Here is an 18,053-nt window from a genome sequence, read left to right as displayed (position 1 = left end):
ATCAACAAATAGAGCGGTAAGGCAGACGGCTGCCTAATGGTGTAGTAGCTTTACATGTGATTATAATAAAAACCTAATAAGACTGGTTTCTTAATTTTATATGACCTAAATATAAAATAACATGGAAGACTTGAAACCTATATTGGTCGAAATTTTAGCAAGGCTAAGAATGCAAGACAACGAAAGATTACAAGAAATTATTAATGACAGAACAAATGGAATGGATTCTGAAAACATAAGAATAATTAATGAAACAGAAGCTAAGAACTATAAACTGATGCTTCAGTTTTACATTGATCAAGTTTCTTCAGAAGTTTAGCAAACTCCATGTGACGATTAATGTCATATGGCTTGAATGGCTTTAGCTTCTTTTTAAGAACCTTTTTTGTTCTCATACTACGGCAAATCCCAACAATATACTGTTACCAGATGACCATTATGGTAAATGCGATTGCATCATAGTATTGCTGGCCGTTTGCCGTGCGGTGGCATTTGTTCTATAATTTACATTATGTTAAATAGTTGAAAAGTGCATGAATAAAGGGATAGATGGTATTCTACCCCTTGTTTCAGTTTAATCGGTATGGTAAACGTAATTTGTAGCAATGCGTGCGGGCACTAGTAATGTCTTAGCTGGCCGGGCTGGTTGCGTGTAGCAAACAGGTCGAGGTATTTGTTGCACGTATACCAGATATCCTTCTTCAGCTGATCGTTCTGAACTTTGCAGTTGTTGATAAAATCGCGGGCATATTCTTCCAGTTGATTGCCCAGGTTCTGCAGATGGTTGTTGTAAATGTCCTGACTGTCGGATAAACGCATTTCGCTGAATAACTCAGCGGAATGTTCATCGACCAGTTTCTTGGCTATGACAGAAAACCTGTCCAGCCGGTTTTGATGCAATTTCATAGACGGCACATTTTCCGGTTTCGTAATAGATAATCTCAGTATTGCTAACAACAGATGTACCTATCCTCCTGCGGCTCATCTATCGTTTGCATAATATGGTTATGGTGGTTTGTTGTGTCTCTCTTTTACCCCGGTCGTTCTTTTTCCTCTACTTAGATATGAATGTCCTATCGTCGCTTTTCCAGCCTGACCTCCTGTGGCGGAGATCGCTCATTTGTCACATTTGTGTAAATATAATAAAAATGTACCCCGAAAGGTACATTATAGATAAAAATTATATTAAAAAGATGCTATTAGCTTACTGCCTGTCCGTATAGCTCGGCTTTCAGGGCTTTTACCCTTGCATCGCTTCTGTAAGTATCAAAGTCCATCTCCCTGTCAATCATACCATTAGGTGTAATTTCAATTACCCTGTCGGCAACGGTTTGTGCCAGCTCATGGTCGCGTGTGGTGAACAGTATGGTACCCTTGAAATCTTTCATACCATTGTTGAGCGCCGTGATACTTTCCAGGTCCAGGTGGTTGGTGGGCTCGTCCAGCATCAGCACATTTCCTTTCAGCATCATCATGCGGCTGATCATACACCGCATCTTTTCACCTCCACTTAATACGGTGCAACTTTTTAAAGTTTCCTCACCTGAGAACAACATCCTGCCCAGAAAACCACGTATAAAGGTCTCGTCCTTTTCCTCAGAATACTGCCTGAGCCAGTCTACCAGGTTCATATCTTTACCTTCAAAATACTCGCTGTTATCGGCAGGCAGGTAGGTACTGGTGATGGTTACACCCCATTTATAACTGCCATCGAAAGACTGATCTTCTCCTGCAAGTATTTTATAGAAAGCTGTGGTTGCCAAGCTGTTATCCGACACTATAGCAACCTTTTGTCCACGCTTAAGGTCGAACGTAATATCCTTGAAATATACTTCCCCGTTCACAGATTTGCCCAGTCCGTTCACCTCCAGTATCTGGTCGCCGGCATCGCGCACCTGGTTGTTGAACAGGATGGCCGGGTATTTACGGTTAGAGGCCACCATGTCCTCGATCTTGATCTTATCGAGCGCTTTTTTACGGCTGGTAGCCTGCTTAGACTTAGAGGCGTTGGCCGAGAAACGTGCAATGAACTCCTGCAGCTCGCGTATCTTATCTTCCGCCTTTTTGTTGGCGTCGGTACGCTGCTTGAGCAACAACTGGCTACTCTCGTACCAGAAAGTGTAGTTACCGGTAAATATGGTAATTTTTCCAAAATCGATATCTGCCACGTGGGTACATACCGCATCGAGGAAGTGACGGTCGTGCGATACGACCAGTACTATCTTATCATAATCGGCCAGGAAGTTCTCCAGCCATGAGATGGTCTCCAGGTCCAGGTCGTTGGTAGGCTCATCGAGCAGCAGGATGTCCGGGTTGCCAAACAGAGCCTGTGCCAGCAATACCCTCACCTTTTCATTACCATCCAATTCCTTCATCTGCTTATAGTGCAGGTCTTCTTTGATACCCAGGTTGCTGAGCAGGGTTGCGGCGTCGCTTTCAGCGTTCCAGCCGTCCATTTCAGCAAAAGTGCCCTCCAGTTCGCCTACCCTCAGTCCGTCCTCTTCGGTAAAGTCTTCTTTAGCGTAGATGGCGTCCTTCTCCTTCATGATCTTATACAGCGGCTCATTGCCCATCAGTACGGTTTCCAGTACGGTGTTCTCGTCAAACTCATAGTGGTCCTGTTTCAGCACACTCATACGCTGTCCTTTGGATATCTCAACTTTACCCGTTGTGGGGTCGATATCGCCGGAAAGTATTTTAAGGAAAGTAGATTTGCCCGCGCCATTGGCACCGATAATACCATAGCAATTGCCCTCGGTGAAGCGGATATTCACATCTTCGAACAGGATCCTTTTGCCGTAGCGGAGCGATAAATTATTAACGTTTAACATTGTATAACTAAAAATTCAAAAGTAAAAAGTACAAAATCAGCATACAGGGTGCTGAAAAGAGGTGCAAAGGTACGTAGTTATTAGCTGATTAGCTAATGAGAAAATGTGAAAATCTAGTAACCTATGTAGTGTTTTACGGCCTATGGCTTGTAGGTGCACTCAGCCTCGTTGGGTCCCAGCCCGGCATCACTTTCGGCCTGTACGTGCAGCTTAGCGCATTCCGATTCGGCCAGCTTGTCCTGGGCGTATACCCTGTAGTTGCCGGAAATGGCCTCACCGGTTGCGCTATTTTTACAACTGCATGAATAATAGTTCCTGCCATCGCCACAGGCACTGAGACAAATAATGGACATGATTAAAAGAATGGATCGTTGCATCTGTCAGGGATTTGATACGCTAATATAAGGAACTGGTATAGAATTTGCCTTTATATATCCTAAAGAAACTTTATGAAACCTATATTGGCACTACCCTTGCTTTTCCTGTTCTCGTCGTGCGACCCCGGTACCGGCTATACCCGACTGTTGGAGAATAATACTAATAAGGAGATACATATAAGATTCTACCACGATTCTGTATATAACTATCGTAATAAAGAAGTAGTTGTGAAGGCTAATTCAACTACTGAGTTATTTCGCGATGGGCACATAGGCAGCAATCCCGACCCTATTTACCCCATGGTTGGGGTAGACTCTGTAGATATATGGATAGATAATGACCAGCTGAATAAAGACATTATGGACCCGGCAAACTGGGAAGTGAGGGTCAAAAACCTTGGGGCACGCAGCTATCAACACTACTATGGTTTTGTGGTGAATAAGGGGGATATTTCGGAGTAGCACTACTCTATTACCCTGGCAAACTCATGTATATGATGCGTGGCATAATTGAGCATATTTTCGACAGTTTTGGGGTGTAATTGCTTAAAAAGTTCGTCTAACGGCGCAAAAACGGGCAATTGTTCATATAAATTGGCGAATTCCTGCACGCTTGTTTCTTTGTCGAGTATGTCCTTGTTCTGTACATATGCTTTGAGCGCATCGTCAATAAGCTGTGCCATTTTTCCGTCGCCGATGGTGACCAGCCACTGAGGCATGGGTACCAGCATATTTACATAACCATTCTGTATCAGCTGTATAAAACCACCTTGCAGCAGATGATTCTGAATATAATCGTAGCATATCAGCATTTGTTGCCCCTCGGTCAGCTCGTCGAAAAAGGAGAAATCCTGGCGTTTGTACAACTCGGTATGCAAAGGTTGGCAAAGGAGGTCGTAATAAGCATACAGATCCCCGCTATCCTGAACAGCATTCAGTTCGTCTGCAGCAATGGCAGGTAGATATTTATCAGGCATATATATCGTGTTCGGTTATTTTTGCAAAAGTATGAAAGATACAAAGGATAATTTCTCCCAGCAATCGGATATATATGCCAACTACCGGCCGGGTTATCCGCAGGAGCTTTTTGACTGGTTGTACGCACAATGTAACAGCTTTGATACCGCCTGGGACTGTGCCACAGGCAACGGACAGGCAGCTGTAAAGATTGTAGCTATATTTCAAACAGTATGCGCTACTGATTTAAGCATCAGTCAATTAGAAAATTCGACTAAGAAAGACAATATCATTTACCAGCAGGAAAGAGCAGAGCAGCCGTCCTTTGCGGATAACAACTTTGACCTGGTGACCGTTGCTCAATCGCTGCACTGGTTTGACCATGCTGTCTTCTTTGAACAAGTGAAAAGAGTTGCGAAGAACGGAGCCGTTTTTGCCGCATGGGGTTATAATTTGCCCAGGGTCTCCCCTACCATAAATGACATAGTTGATGATTTTTACACTCATATAGTAGGGCCATATTGGGATGCTGAAAGGAAACATGTGGATAATGAATATGCATCAATTGAGGTTCCTTTTGAAAAGATAGAAGCTCAGAAGTTTAAAATCACATATGAATGGGCAGCCGAGCATATGTTGGGTTATCTGAATACCTGGTCGTCGGTGCAACATTATATAAAAAAGAATAATAAGAACCCTGTGGACCTGATAGCGAGTAAGTTAATGGATGCCTGGGGAGCCGGACCAAAGGAAGTAACCTTCCCGGTATTTATGAGAGCAGGCAGGGTAAAAAAATAGCGCACCGTAAATACGATGCGCCCTTTTTTATATGAATCAACCCTAAGGTGCCCCTAGTTTCTTTTATGTACTTTTCCTGAGCCTGAGATGTCAGTATCTAATGTAGAAGGATTGCCACGGTAATACACATCACCAGAACCACTTATGCGTACTTTCAGGTAGTCGTTGGCCTTTACGTATGCACTACCCGAGCCGGAGATGTTCACCTCTACCCTGTCTGCCTCGCTGTATTCGGAACTGAAACCACCTGAACCATTTATTTTGGCATACAATGACTTATAGCTGTTACCTTTCACTGAAATATCACCTGAACCATTGATGTCTGCATTGAAATTGTCCTGCTCAAAACCGGAACCTACCGCGATGTTTCCCGAGCCATTCATGCTGGTCTTGTCCAGGTAGGGGGTGTGTACTTCTACCGTAATATTATCATTGCGAACATTCCAGTAAAAATCTTTGAATTGCAGGATAAGCCTGTCACCTTTAAGTTTTGTCTCGAATACAGGTACCAGGTTACTATAACCGGTTACTATTATACTGTACACATCATCGTGTACTACTTCGATATGCGTGCTTCCGTTGGCTTCTATTTTGCTGAATTCTCCCACATAGCGTGTTTCTGAAACGGTAGGGCCTTCTCCCCTAAGCGCTCTTTTATGACAACTTGTGGTGCATACAGCCAATATTCCGACAGCAATAATTGTTACATACTTTTTCATAAGATCAGTTTTCTCTTTTTTTGTGTTCATAGTAATAACAGCTACCTTAAAGCTTACCCCTATATGTTTTTGTATATTTTTTATTTAAATATACATACTTGTCATCAGAACCTTGGCATTTGTTTATTAATTTAACCGCATGGATAAGAAACAGCGCCACCCCGTATATTATAGTGAGTACCTGCAACTGGATAAAATACTGAATGCACAGCAACCCGAGAGTGAAAAAGAGAATATCAAAGCCGATGATGAGCTGATGTTCATCATCATACACCAGACCTATGAGTTATGGTTCAAACAGATCATTCATGAATTGAACATCGTCAGGAATATATTCAAACAGGCAAGCATACCTAATAATTCCCCGGACATATATAATTCAGTACACCGCATTAAACGCATATGTGCTATCATGGATGTGGCCGTGCAGCAAATGACGGTAATGGAGACCATGACCCCACTGGACTTCCTGGAATTCAGGGACCTGCTGCGCCCGGCATCAGGATTTCAGAGTATACAGTTCAAGATCATAGAGGCAGCGTTGGGTCTATCGTACAAGCAGAGACATGGGCAGAATTACTACTTATCTCAACTGAATGAAAAGGATATAGAACGAGTAAAGAACGCTGAAGCAGAAGAGTCGCTTCTGGTGCTTATTAATCGCTGGCTGGAGCGTATGCCCTTCCTGAAAGATAATGAAGCATGGCCCGAGCGCAGTTTCTGGCAAGAATACCGTGAATCGTACAGCAGCAGCCTGCTGGAGCAGGAAATGAAGAACCTGGAGACATTCGATAATCTATTTATGAACGATGCTGCCTACCCTGATGACAGGAAGCTGAGTGCGGAGGCTAACAGGAGTGCTTTATTCATTATGCTGTACAGGGACTATCCGATGTTGCACCTGCCATTCGAACTGATCAGCAGCCTTTTGGAGATAGATGAAAAAATGTCGATGTGGCGCCACAGGCATATACATATGGTACAGCGTACTATCGGCAAGCGCGTAGGTACCGGTGGCAGCACAGGAGCACAATACCTGCAGGCGGCAGCCGATACCCATGTTATATTTAAAGAACTGGCCGAGTTGACATCATTCCTTGTGCCGAGGCATATGTTACCGGTATTGCCTGAACAATTAGGCTACGGACTTGGTTATAGATAAAGTCCAGCATAAACTATGTCGTTAGCAATAGATATAAATGACCTCAGGAAACAATACCCGGGTGCATGGACACCCGCATTGGATGGTCTGAGCCTGAGCGTGGAAGAAAAAAAGATAGTTGGTTTGCTGGGGCCAAACGGTGCCGGTAAAACTACCACTATTAATATCATATGCGGTTTAGTAAGCCCGGATAGTGGTAGTGCGAAGGTATTTGGTGTTGATTGTATAGAACACATTAATGCGGTGCGGTCGCAGATAGGTGTGGTACCTCAACAGATAGCCCTCTTTCCGAACCTTACGGCATGGGAGAATTTTATTTATATCGGTCGTTTGTATGGTATAGAAGATAAGTATATAAAGGAGCGTAGCCAGGACCTGCTGGAGAAACTGGGGCTGGAGAAACATGCTGACAAACGAGTGAACAGGTATAGCGGAGGTATGAAGCGGAGAGCCAATATCATAGCATCATTGTTGCACTACCCTGAAATACTGATACTGGATGAGCCAACCGCTGGTGTGGATGTTCAGTCACGTGCTATGATATTAAATTTCCTGAAAGACTATAAACAATTAGGCAAGACCATACTCTACACTTCTCACCTGCTGGACGAAGCGGAAAAGATATGTGACGAAGTAGTGATAGTAGATGAGGGCAAGTTTATCATAAGCGGTACGCCGCAAGAACTTATCAGAAATACAGAAGGCTGCAAACATCTTGAAGAAGTATTTTTACACCATACCGGACATTCAGTAAGAGACTAACAGAAGAAACATGAAGAAGATACTGGCAACTATTATCAAGGAGTGGACATTAGCAAGGCGCGACGTGGCCGGGTTGATGTTACTATTCCTGATGCCGGCAGTGCTGATAATAGTAATGGCCATGGTACAAGATGCCCCGTTCAAAGATTACCAGGAATTGAAATTTGACCTGCTGGTAGCTGACAACGATAATGGCAGCATTGCACGCTCTATAATTGAAGGGCTGAAAGAAAGTGGCAGTTTCAGGGTGACAGATAGTATTGACGGTGAGCCTGTTAGTGAAGATCAATTGAAACATTTATTACAAAGTGGTGATTTTAAGGTGGGTATAGTGATACCGAAAGGTGCGACAGCTGAAATGGTGAATGCCGCCAACCTTGTAGCCAATAGTATATCGGAGCAAACAGGCATGGGCAAGATGCCTTCGAGGGAAGCTCGGGATAGTATGTATATACGTATGTATTTTGACCCTGTGTCAAAACCTACTTTCAGGATGTCCGTAAATTTTGCTTTGGACAAACTGATCACATTCTCCAGCAGCCGTGTGTTGGTGGAGAGACTATCTAAGATGCGTGCCGCTACCGCTACAGATACAACAGGTTCAGCGCCTGATAATACAGAGCCAACAGTTATAGCAGCAGAAGCACGTCCCGACCTTACCAAAACGATGCAAGGGTTAGGTATAAAAGAGCAGATGCTGGGTGAAGCGGCGGGAGATAGTAAGTATATGAACTCTGTGCAGCACAATGTTCCTGCCTGGGCCATTTTCGGTATGTTCTTTATTGTAATACCCATTTGCAGTCACCTGATAAGAGAAAGGGAAGAGGGAAGTTCGCTGCGTATAGAATTGATACCCGGAGCAAGACGTTATGTTGCGCTTGGTAAAATATTATTCTATACCCTTGTATGCGCATTACAATTTGTAGTCATGTTTTGCGTGGGTATATTCCTGCTGCCTTTGTTGGGTTTACCGGCTTTATATCTTGGTCAGAATGCCTGGGTGTTATTACCTGTAGCTGTGGCTATAGCAGTGGCAGCGACATCCTATGGATACTTTATAGGTGTTGTGTTCAGGACTGCCAACCAGGCCATGCCTTTCGGTGCTATTTCGGTCGTGATACTATCAGCATTAGGTGGCATATGGGTGCCGGTAGACATACTGTCTCCCCTGCTGCAAAAGGCGGCTATGATATCACCCTTATACTGGGGGCTGGATGCGGTAAATAATATTACTCTACGAAGTGGCGGGTTTATGAATGTACTACCACATATAATAGTGTTGTCAGCTTTTAGTACGGTACTATGGGTCATCAGTACCTACAGGAATAAACGCCATACGAGATCTGTCAATTAATTCATCAAACTTTTTTCAGAACGAAAATCAGGTTAGCCGTCATTTTAGCTTTGTCCAGCACTTCGGTCTGCATCTTATGTCGCGCTGCAAACCCTTCTATCATACTGCGGCTGATAAAGTGTAGCTGGTTCTGCGTTTTATTAAAGCTGAACACTCTGGTAGAGAACATCTCCGTCATTTTTGTTCCCTTAATTCTTTCGGTTAGCTCTGATACACCATCACGAACAATGATCTGACCGCCGGGGTTAAGTGCCTTGTAGCATTTTTCCAGTAATATTTCTTGTTGTTCGGGTAGTAGATAATGCAATACATCGTTGATAATGATACCATCGCAAGCTTGCAGTTCTACCTGTGTCAGGTCACCTTGTTCAAAGTTCATGGATTCATCGCGCAGGAAGTTGTTTTGCGCTGTCTCTATCTTTTCATCATCGTAATCAATCCCTATGAACGAGCGATTAGGTTCCGCCCAATGTAACATATATGGGAGGAAACCATACCCGCAGCCAAGGTCGTAGAACTTACCTTCATGTGGAACCAACTCGTGGAACTGTTCATAGTAACCTTCAATTCTGGTCTTTACCCTGCAATACCACTCATGCACCGGACCTTTGTAAGTATAGCATCTTATCAATTGTTCCTTAAAATAAGTCGGTGTTTCTTTCTCTTCTTTGATCTTGTCCAGTTCGCTCCTCATCCACCTACCCATGTATTTGGCCCGTTCGCTGTAAGAATTGCCAAAAGTTGTATCACCCTGTGTTACACGTGGATGGATATATACTGACATGGTTCCATCTTTCAGCAACCAGTCTCCCTTTTGCATACAGTAGTTCATACCGTGTAAGACAACAGGAATTATGTCCAGCTTCAATTGTTCGGCCAGGTAAAATGCCCCTTTGTGAAAGCGGTGTATCGTATCATCAAAACTGCGTGTGCCTTCGGGGAACACAACAATAGAATAGCCCCTGTTCGCCAGGTCCTGCAACGGTTTAATACTGTCTTCTGCACCTTCGGCTACAGGGTAATATTCAGCCATACGTACCACAGCGCCAAACACCGGCGACCGCCATACCCATTTATTGGTGAGTAATACCAGTTTTGGGTTCAGCATTATCATGATAAGGATATCTAGGAACGACGAATGATTGGCAATGATGATGGCCGGTTTCTTAAAATCTTCGTTAGCAGGGTTGTATATTTTCTTTTTGGCATTACCCATAATGTACAGCATAGACTTTGAATACTTGCTGATACAATAATGGAACAAGTACTTGCCTTTATTCCTACCAAACGGCCAAAGCCTGGTGAAGAGTATCCCCAGTATGGTAAGTGCCATGGAGCCGATAAAGAAATAGGTAAAGGCGAATAACGAAATGAAGAAACTGCGAAGAGTGAAGGGCAGGTACTTTTTGTTGGCGCGGTTCTGTATCAGCCAGTTGAACAGGAAAGGCTGCAGCGTTTGCGAGATGAATAACACACACACAAGTCCGGTTACAGATATAAATGCTATGGAACGCAATGCAGGATGTTTGGCCAGCAACAATACGCCTAAACCTATTGTCACAGTAAGTGCAGATACATACACCGCTGACCGTACCGAAGCCAGCTTTAGTTTTCCTGTTTTATACCGTTCCACAAGACCATCCATTGTGAAGATGGTATAGTCATCGCCCAGGCCAAAGATGAGCGATGATATGATGATATTGACGATGTTGAATTTAAGTCCCAGGATAGACATCATACCTAATATCCATATCCAAGATATGGCCATAGGGAGGAACGCAATGATGGCCAGCTCGAAACGCCCATATCCCAGTAGCAACGCAAAGAATACAATGAGTGAGGAGTATATAGCAATATCCGTAAAGTCATTGTTCAATATAGCCACAAGCTGGTTAGCTCCCTGTTGCCTGTCAGTAACAGTTACGATGTCCTGTGCCGATAATTCATTAAATACCTGTTCACGATACTCAGCAGGAACCTTTAGAGCAGTAATAGCGTAATGATGCACTGTGTCTGCTGAAAAGCCACCGGGGAACAATGATTTGAGCTGTTTGGTTGTTGCGCTGTCAAATAAACTATACTCTCTGGTTAGTGTGTTCTCAAAACGGTTGAAAGCTCCTGTTGCAAATCCGGCGCCGGCAGCTTCCTTGTTTACGGCCCGTAATACAGCTGCTTTCTTCTCGTTATTCCAGTAGTTGTTCCAGCGATCGATACGGCGTTGTTGTTCTTTGCGTGATGATAATAATAATGTAGGGTCGGACACTCCCCTCACCCATCCTTTATCTTGTACGCCTTTTACCTTATCATGAAGCTGCTCCAGTTTTTGAAGAGCTTTTTCGCCTGACTCATCCTGCGCAACAAGGAATACGGAACTCAGTGCTACAGCATTGGCTTCGCGTACTTCATCCTGAGCTTTCTGTAGTTTAGGTGAAAGATAGTTCAGGTTCATCAGGTTGCTATCGAACTGTACACCTGTACTGAAGTACAACATCACAGGCGTGAACAATACAATGAACAACAACAATAGCTTGTTATTTTCCGGGCGCCATTCGGCCACTTTATCAAATATTGTCTGTTTGGGTACTTCTTGTTCTGAGCCAGTGCCTATAGGCAGGTGCGGCAGAAATATGAGTGTACATAACGCAGCTCCGAACAGGCTGGCAGCGGCAAACAACCCAAGGTCCTGCAGTATGGGTGTATTGACCAGTCGCAGCGAAAGGAATGCGGCAATGGTAGTAAAACTCCCCAGCGTGAGCGGCTGTGCCAGTTCTTTTACCGTTTCCCTAACATCTGTATTCTTCCTGTTTTGTGAGAGGAAGTGTATGGAGAAATCAATAGCTATACCCATAATAATGGCGCCTGCCCCCAAGGCAATAACAGATACAGATCCCTGGACGAGGCACAGCACCCCTAAACCCATTGCTCCGCCGTACAAAACCGGTATCAACAAAAACAGAGGTGTTCGTTTGCGTCGGAAAAAATAGAAGGTAAGTGCCAACAACAGGATAATAGTTACGGACAAGGTCAGTATAGTATCATAACGCATCTGTGTGGCGTTACCTGCTGCTACAGCAGGCCCACCGAAATACAAAATATTTATGCCGGGATGTGCCTGCTCCCAATTCTCAATATACCCGTCGGCTTCTTCAAAGAACTTAGCGTTTTCAACTGTTTCGTTAGCCTTATGAACAGGCTTCATGAAGAAAGTGAGCTTTCCACTCTGTTTATGAAAGAGGTAACCTTCGTAAGTCTCATAGTTATCATCATACTGTAGCGAACGTAATTTGCTCCATACAATACCTGACATGCCTATGGGGTCTGCAGCTACAAGTTTTTTATAGAAAACACTGGCCGGAGACAGCAGGATACGTTTGTTTGCAGCCAGTGTACGTGCTATTTGTTCTTCATTTGTAAGGCTATCCAGTTTTTGGTAGTCTTTTTCGGTAAGTAACAACGGGAGGTTTTGTTGTACCAATCCTGTCATTACTTCTTCCATGCCGCTGCCGGGTTGCAGTATTATTGTGTCAATATAATTACTGAACTGTTTATTGAACCCTGAATTAAAATCGTTAACAGCATTAACCATGCTATCCTGGTCGTGGTAGTTGCTATCTGTAAATGATGCAAGGAATATTACCTGCTCACCCGCCTGTGTATTGCTTATCACATCGTTCATGGCATGGATAGCTTTACTATCGGGCAACATGGAGGTGATGTCTTCCTTTAATTGTATCCTGCTTGCGAGGATAGCCCATATAGCGAAAGTGCCAAGGAACACCGCCCAGAACAGTGGTTTCCTGCGCCTGAAAAATTCGTATAGAGGTACAAATAAAATGTGCATGCAATAAAGTATGCGTAGTGTGCGAACTAAAAACTGTTAAAAATCCTTATATAACAGGTACTTCTTTCTAATCTGTTTAAAAGCAGCCAGGTCCTTATCCCATGACTTTTCAATGTCTTCAACCGACCAACCCTGTTGTATCTGTTTTCTCAACTCCTTTGTTCCTGCCAGGTTTTCAAAAAAGCTATTGAAGAATTTATCTTTGTTATCATGCCAGTCGTAAGCCCTTTTCAAAAAAGAGACAGTGAACTTACCGGCAATGGCTTTCTCTGCATCTTCGTCTGTCAAAGCGATCATCATTCCATAACAGGTTTTGGCAGCGTATAAAGGGTCAGGCCCTTCGTCTGCAATATTGGGCATAAACCCATACATGGCTTTGCCTTTGAATGCCGGATGTCCGAATTGCTGGAACGGTGTTTTGGTGCCGCGGCCTACACTTACATCTGTACCTTCGAACAGGCAAAGTGAGGGATAACAATATACGGCTGCCATGCTTCTCAGATTAGGAGAGGGATTTACCGGGAGTTTATACCTGGTAGTATGGTCGTAGTTCTTACAAGAGATAACTGTAAGCTTCAGTTTATCTGCGCCATCAAACCATTTCTCGCCTACCAGCATCTTTGCGTATTCACCGGGTGTCATGCCATATACTACAGGTATGGGCTGCATACCTACAAATGACTTAAGTGATTTATCCAATACCGGCCCTGCTACAAAAAAACCGTTGGGGTTAGGACGATCCAGTATCATAAACTGTTTGCCATAAGCTGCGCATGCTTCCATGGCATATTGCATGGTTGATATATACGTATAGAAACGAGCGCCTACGTCCTGTATGTCATAAACTACTATGTCTACATCCTGTAATTGCTCCTGTGTTGGTTTTTTATTTTTACCATATAAAGAAATAATAGGCAGACCTGTTTTTTCGTCTTTGCTATCGTCTACTTTTTCACCTGCTTCTGCCTTTCCCCTGAAGCCATGTTCCGGTGCAAGAATTTTAACAATATTGATACCTCTTTTCAATAAAGTGTCCGGTAACAATGTTTTGCCTGACCCTACTACAGAGGTCTGGTTGATGAGCAGTGCTACCCTTTTGCCCTCCAGCTGAGGCAGATACATATCCATTTGTTCAGCACCTGTAATAACAGGCTGCTGACCCTCGTTGCGCTGTGCGTAAGTATTCAGTACGAAAAACACAGGCATCATTACGATCATTAATAACTTTCCACCATTCATAAGCCCGAAAATTTGGTTAAAGATAAGCATGGAAACAGATATTCGCAGATTATAATGTACCTTGCAGAATAATCGCATTTTTTTAATTAAAACAATTATCATGCAACAGATCAAAAGCGGCGACAAGGTTAAAGTGCATTACCATGGAAAATTAACAACCGGTGAAACATTTGACTCTTCTGAAGGCCGTGAGCCACTGGAATTTACAGTTGGTGTTGGACAAGTAATTAAGGGTTTTGATGACGCCCTGATAGATATGACAACCGGTGAGAAAAAGACAGTAGAAATACCTGTAGATGAGGCTTATGGTGCCCGCAGGGAAGATATGGTGGTAGAATACCCTAAAGACCAGTTTCCTGCTGAAATGACGCCTGAAGTTGGTATGCAGCTGAATATGAGTGACAACCAGGGCAACAACTTCCCTGTTGTTATTACAGAGATCAAAGACGAGGTTGTAATATTAGACGCCAACCACCCACTGGCCGGTAAGGATCTGATATTTGACCTGGAGGTAGTATCTATCGGTTAATAAAGATACTGACCATATATAATTGTACCGGGGCATATGTCCCGGTATTTTTTTTAACAAGTATCATAATAACTGAATTATTACATTTGTTCCATTCAATACTAACTCATGTCCATATTGTCATTTATTTTATTGCAAGTTGATACAGCTACCCAGGTAATAGCCGGTATGGAAAATGCCGGAGCTGAAGAATTATCATTGATATACCTGCTACGTGAAGGAGGTGTCCTGATGATACCCCTGTTGCTTTGTTCGGTATTAATGGTATATGTGTTCATTGAACGTTTGAGGGTGATACGCAAGGCAGGTAATATTGACCCTACCTTCATGGCGCGCATAAAAGAACATGTAACAGACGGGAACCTGGTAGCTGCCAAAAACCTGGCGAAAACTACACAAGGCCCTATGGCAAGAATTATTGATAAAGGTCTGAGCCGTATTGGCAAACCGGTTGACCATATAGAAAAGTCTATGGAGAACACCGGGAAGTTGCAGGTATATAACCTGGAGAAGAACTTGTCTATGTTATCAACAATTGCCGGAATCGCGCCGATGTTTGGTTTCCTGGGTACTATTGCCGGTATGATCATCCTGTTCTTTAATATACAGCACAACGGATTTTCGATAGAACATATAGCGGGTGGTATCTATACTAAGATGGTAACATCAGCAGTTGGTCTTATCATTGGCCTGCTGTCATATGTGGCGTACAACTACCTGAACGCACAGATCAACAAGACAGTAAATAAGATGGAAGCAGCCGCGGTTGAATTCCTGGATATACTTCACGAACCCACACGCTAAACTGAGTATATGAACCTGAGGAAAGGATTAAGGGACAAAACGGAAGTACATACATCGGCACTGAACGATATACTGTTCATATTGCTGTTCTTCTTCCTGATCATATCTACATTGGCTAACCCCAATGTGGTTAAGGTGCTTACACCCAAAGCCTCGACCGATACCAAAGCGAAACAAACCGTTGTAGTTACCGTTGATTCGTTACAGCGTTTTTACGTAGGCACTACATTAACCCCGATAGATTCGTTAGAACCTGTAATAGCACGAATGGCAGCAAAAGCCAATGATGCTGAGCCTACCGTGGTTATTAATGGCGATAAAAAGGCTGACTGGGATAATGTGATGGCTGTAATGCGCGCCGCAAAAGCATCGAACCTGAAAGTAGTTGCCGCGATAGACAATGCTAAATGATGAATGTATAAAGCGCAGCAGCTTTCTTATATTTACATCATTATAAAGGCATTATTATCAGTATCCATCAGTCCATATTAGATACCCCCATTGAATACCAGAAAGGAGTTGGCCCGCAACGCGGCGAGATGTTGCGCAAAGAACTGGATATACAATATGCCGGTGATCTGTTGCACCACTACCCTTTTCGTTATAATGACCGTACCAAGCTCAACAAAGTAAACCAGATACGTACCGAAGGGGAATATGTGCAATTGATAGGTATCCTTATCAATATATACGAAGAAGGGACAGGCAGGGCAAGAAGACTTACTGCTACATTTTACGATGATACAGGACAGATAGAACTGATATGGTTCCAGGGGGCACAATGGATGAAGAAGACCCTGAAAGAGAATCAACACTACCTTGTATTCGGGAAAGTGTCTTTTTTTAATGGTACGCCGAACATAGCCCACCCGGACATAGACCCACTGAACGCAGAAACAGCAAAGGCAGGTATGACACCCGTGTACCCGCTTACGGAGAAGCTTAAAGGCCGAGGAGTTAATAATCGGGTATTAGCCAAGATCACCAAAGAACTGGTGAGCAGAATAACACCGGGAGATGTACCGGAGATATTGCCTGCCGACATTATAAGACAATATAAACTCTGCGACAGATATCATGCTATCAAGTGGATACACTATCCGGATACGGAAGAGCATATGCTGATGGCTAGGTTTCGCCTGAAGTGGGAGGAGCTGTTTGCTTCGCAACTAAAGGTGGGGCAACTGCGGGTGCAGCATCAAATACAGCCCGGATGGAAGTTTGAGACCGTAGGACATTATTTCAATACATTTTATAATGAGTACCTCCCATTTGAACTTACAGGTGCACAAAAAAGAGTACTGAAAGAGATTCGTTACGATACAGCCACTGGCAAACAAATGAACCGACTGGTGCAGGGAGACGTAGGTAGCGGTAAAACGATTGTTGCCGTTATGTCTATGCTGCTGGCTATGGACAACGGGCACCAGGCATGTATGATGGCACCTACAGAGATACTATCTCAGCAACATTATAAAAGTATCTGTAAGCTGGTAGAACCTATGGGTATCAAAGTGGCATTGCTTACAGGTAGCGTAAAAGGTAAAGAGCGAAAAGCTATTTTGAAAGGATTAGCTGAAGGTGAGATACAGATAGCTGTAGGTACTCATGCCCTGATAGAAGATACCGTTCAGTTCAGCAACCTGGGATTGGCGGTGATAGACGAACAGCATCGTTTTGGCGTAGGCCAAAGGGCCCGGCTGTGGAGTAAGAACGAAACGGCGCCGCATATACTGGTAATGACGGCTACACCTATTCCCCGTACACTGGCCATGACCTTGTATGGCGACCTTGATGTATCTGTTATTGACGAACTGCCACCCGGCAGGCAGGAGATAAAGACTGTTCATCGTAACGAGATGCGTAGGGCACATGTAATGGATTTCATCCGCAGCGAAGTAGATAAAGGCAGGCAGGCATACATAGTTTATCCGCTCATCGAAGAATCGGAAAAGATGGATTACGAAAGCCTGATGGCAGGTTACGAACAAGTGAAAGTATTTTTTCCGGAAAATAAGTACCGCATTGCCATGGTGCACGGTAAACAGGAGCAGGAACTGAAAGACAGAAATATGGCTCGCTTTGCCTCCGGTGACGCACAGGTATTGGTAGCCACTACTGTTATTGAAGTAGGTGTAGACGTACCAAATGCCAGTGTTATGCTTATAGAAAGCGCCGAACGTTTCGGCCTGTCGCAGATGCACCAGCTCAGGGGGCGTGTGGGTCGCGGAGCTGAGCAATCCTATTGTATCCTGCTTACAGGCAATAAGCTGTCAAAAGAAAGCAGGGAGCGGATGGATATCATGACCTCTACCGCCAACGGATTTATCATAGCGGAAAAAGACCTGGCTATGCGAGGCCCCGGTGACCTGTATGGTACCAAGCAAAGCGGTACTTTCCGTTTTAAGCTGGCCGACCTGATGACCGACACAGCTATTCTGGAAGAAACAAGGAAAGCCGCACAGGCGTTATTAGGTGTTGATCCTAAGCTTACGCACCCACAGAATCAGGGCATAGTAAATGTATTACTACAACAAGCCAAGCCTACCAATAACTGGAGCAAGATCAGTTAATTATCCTATTATAATTACTTATTGATAGTCAAAATTTATGCCCTTATCGACAAAATGTTAATTAAACGTTTGTTTGATTTTAAACAAGTGTTTAGTTTTGCAACGTA

General features: G+C 43.7%; 17 protein-coding genes. 10 read left to right on the top strand and 7 right to left on the bottom strand.

What is annotated here, in order from left to right:
• Positions 1–121: 121 nt before the first annotated feature.
• Complete coding sequence (locus H6550_09480; GenBank protein ID MCB9046358.1) at positions 122–319, top strand: hypothetical protein; 198 nt, start codon at positions 122–124, stop codon at positions 317–319.
• Positions 320–618: 299 nt separating this feature from the next.
• Here the strand turns inward: H6550_09480 and H6550_09475 are convergent, their stop codons facing one another.
• The 3 genes from H6550_09475 to H6550_09465 all read right to left on the bottom strand — a co-directional run bounded on the left by H6550_09475 (position 619) and on the right by H6550_09465 (position 3,184).
• Complete coding sequence (locus H6550_09475; protein ID MCB9046357.1) at positions 619–906, bottom strand: hypothetical protein; 288 nt, start codon at positions 904–906, stop codon at positions 619–621.
• 293 nt (positions 907–1,199) lie between these two features.
• Positions 1,200–2,831, bottom strand: a complete 1,632-nt coding sequence (locus H6550_09470; protein MCB9046356.1) for an ATP-binding cassette domain-containing protein — start codon at positions 2,829–2,831, stop codon at positions 1,200–1,202.
• A 140-nt stretch (positions 2,832–2,971) separates the two neighbouring features.
• Entirely contained in the window at positions 2,972–3,184 is a 213-nt protein-coding gene (locus H6550_09465; protein ID MCB9046355.1) for a hypothetical protein, read from the bottom strand.
• 96 nt (positions 3,185–3,280) lie between these two features.
• Between H6550_09465 and H6550_09460 the strand changes: the two genes are divergently transcribed.
• Positions 3,281–3,670, top strand: a complete 390-nt coding sequence (locus H6550_09460) for a hypothetical protein (GenBank protein MCB9046354.1) — start codon at positions 3,281–3,283, stop codon at positions 3,668–3,670.
• 2 nt (positions 3,671–3,672) lie between these two features.
• On the opposite strand, the gene H6550_09455 is transcribed toward H6550_09460, so the two are convergent.
• Positions 3,673–4,185, bottom strand: coding sequence for a DUF4375 domain-containing protein (locus H6550_09455; protein ID MCB9046353.1), 513 nt, complete (start codon positions 4,183–4,185; stop codon positions 3,673–3,675).
• A 31-nt stretch (positions 4,186–4,216) separates the two neighbouring features.
• Here H6550_09455 and H6550_09450 point away from each other — a divergent pair, with 31 nt between their 5' ends.
• The gene (locus H6550_09450; GenBank protein MCB9046352.1) at positions 4,217–4,963 is read left to right on the top strand and encodes a class I SAM-dependent methyltransferase; all 747 of its coding nucleotides are present in this window, start codon (positions 4,217–4,219) and stop codon (positions 4,961–4,963) included.
• A gap of 53 nt (positions 4,964–5,016) precedes the next feature.
• Here the strand turns inward: H6550_09450 and H6550_09445 are convergent, their stop codons facing one another.
• On the bottom strand, positions 5,017–5,682 hold the full coding sequence (locus H6550_09445; GenBank protein MCB9046351.1) for a DUF2807 domain-containing protein: 666 nt from the start codon (positions 5,680–5,682) through the stop codon (positions 5,017–5,019).
• Between the two features lie 139 nt (positions 5,683–5,821).
• Here H6550_09445 and H6550_09440 point away from each other — a divergent pair, with 139 nt between their 5' ends.
• Genes H6550_09440 through H6550_09430 form a run of 3 tightly spaced genes read left to right on the top strand, consistent with a single transcriptional unit; the run spans position 5,822 to position 8,960 of the window.
• The gene (locus H6550_09440; GenBank protein MCB9046350.1) at positions 5,822–6,844 is read left to right on the top strand and encodes a tryptophan 2,3-dioxygenase; all 1,023 of its coding nucleotides are present in this window, start codon (positions 5,822–5,824) and stop codon (positions 6,842–6,844) included.
• Positions 6,845–6,859: 15 nt separating this feature from the next.
• A complete protein-coding gene (locus tag H6550_09435) occupies positions 6,860–7,606 on the top strand; it encodes an ABC transporter ATP-binding protein (GenBank protein MCB9046349.1) in 747 nt (248 codons plus the stop codon).
• Positions 7,607–7,616: 10 nt separating this feature from the next.
• Positions 7,617–8,960, top strand: a complete 1,344-nt coding sequence (locus tag H6550_09430; protein MCB9046348.1) for an ABC transporter permease — start codon at positions 7,617–7,619, stop codon at positions 8,958–8,960.
• Positions 8,961–8,964: 4 nt separating this feature from the next.
• Here the strand turns inward: H6550_09430 and H6550_09425 are convergent, their stop codons facing one another.
• Entirely contained in the window at positions 8,965–12,801 is a 3,837-nt protein-coding gene (locus tag H6550_09425) for a 1-acyl-sn-glycerol-3-phosphate acyltransferase (GenBank protein ID MCB9046347.1), read from the bottom strand.
• Between the two features lie 36 nt (positions 12,802–12,837).
• Positions 12,838–14,040 carry a DUF1343 domain-containing protein gene (locus H6550_09420; GenBank protein ID MCB9046346.1) on the bottom strand — a complete coding sequence of 401 codons (1,203 nt, stop codon included), beginning with the start codon at positions 14,038–14,040 and terminating at the stop codon, positions 12,838–12,840.
• A 100-nt stretch (positions 14,041–14,140) separates the two neighbouring features.
• Between H6550_09420 and H6550_09415 the strand changes: the two genes are divergently transcribed.
• The 4 genes from H6550_09415 (at position 14,141) to recG (ending at position 17,946) form a co-directional block, all read left to right on the top strand.
• A complete protein-coding gene (locus tag H6550_09415) occupies positions 14,141–14,569 on the top strand; it encodes a peptidylprolyl isomerase (protein MCB9046345.1) in 429 nt (142 codons plus the stop codon).
• 108 nt (positions 14,570–14,677) lie between these two features.
• Positions 14,678–15,373: a MotA/TolQ/ExbB proton channel family protein gene (locus H6550_09410; GenBank protein MCB9046344.1), complete on the top strand. Its 696-nt coding sequence runs from the start codon at positions 14,678–14,680 to the stop codon at positions 15,371–15,373.
• Between the two features lie 9 nt (positions 15,374–15,382).
• On the top strand, positions 15,383–15,784 hold the full coding sequence (locus tag H6550_09405) for a biopolymer transporter ExbD (GenBank protein ID MCB9046343.1): 402 nt from the start codon (positions 15,383–15,385) through the stop codon (positions 15,782–15,784).
• A gap of 62 nt (positions 15,785–15,846) precedes the next feature.
• A complete protein-coding gene (recG, locus tag H6550_09400) occupies positions 15,847–17,946 on the top strand; it encodes an ATP-dependent DNA helicase RecG (protein MCB9046342.1) in 2,100 nt (699 codons plus the stop codon).
• Positions 17,947–18,053 lie beyond the last annotated feature (107 nt).

The organism is Chitinophagales bacterium, assembly GCA_020636495.1.
Classification (GTDB): domain Bacteria; phylum Bacteroidota; class Bacteroidia; order Chitinophagales; family Chitinophagaceae; genus UBA5543.
This window is presented reverse-complemented; position numbering and strand designations above follow the sequence as displayed.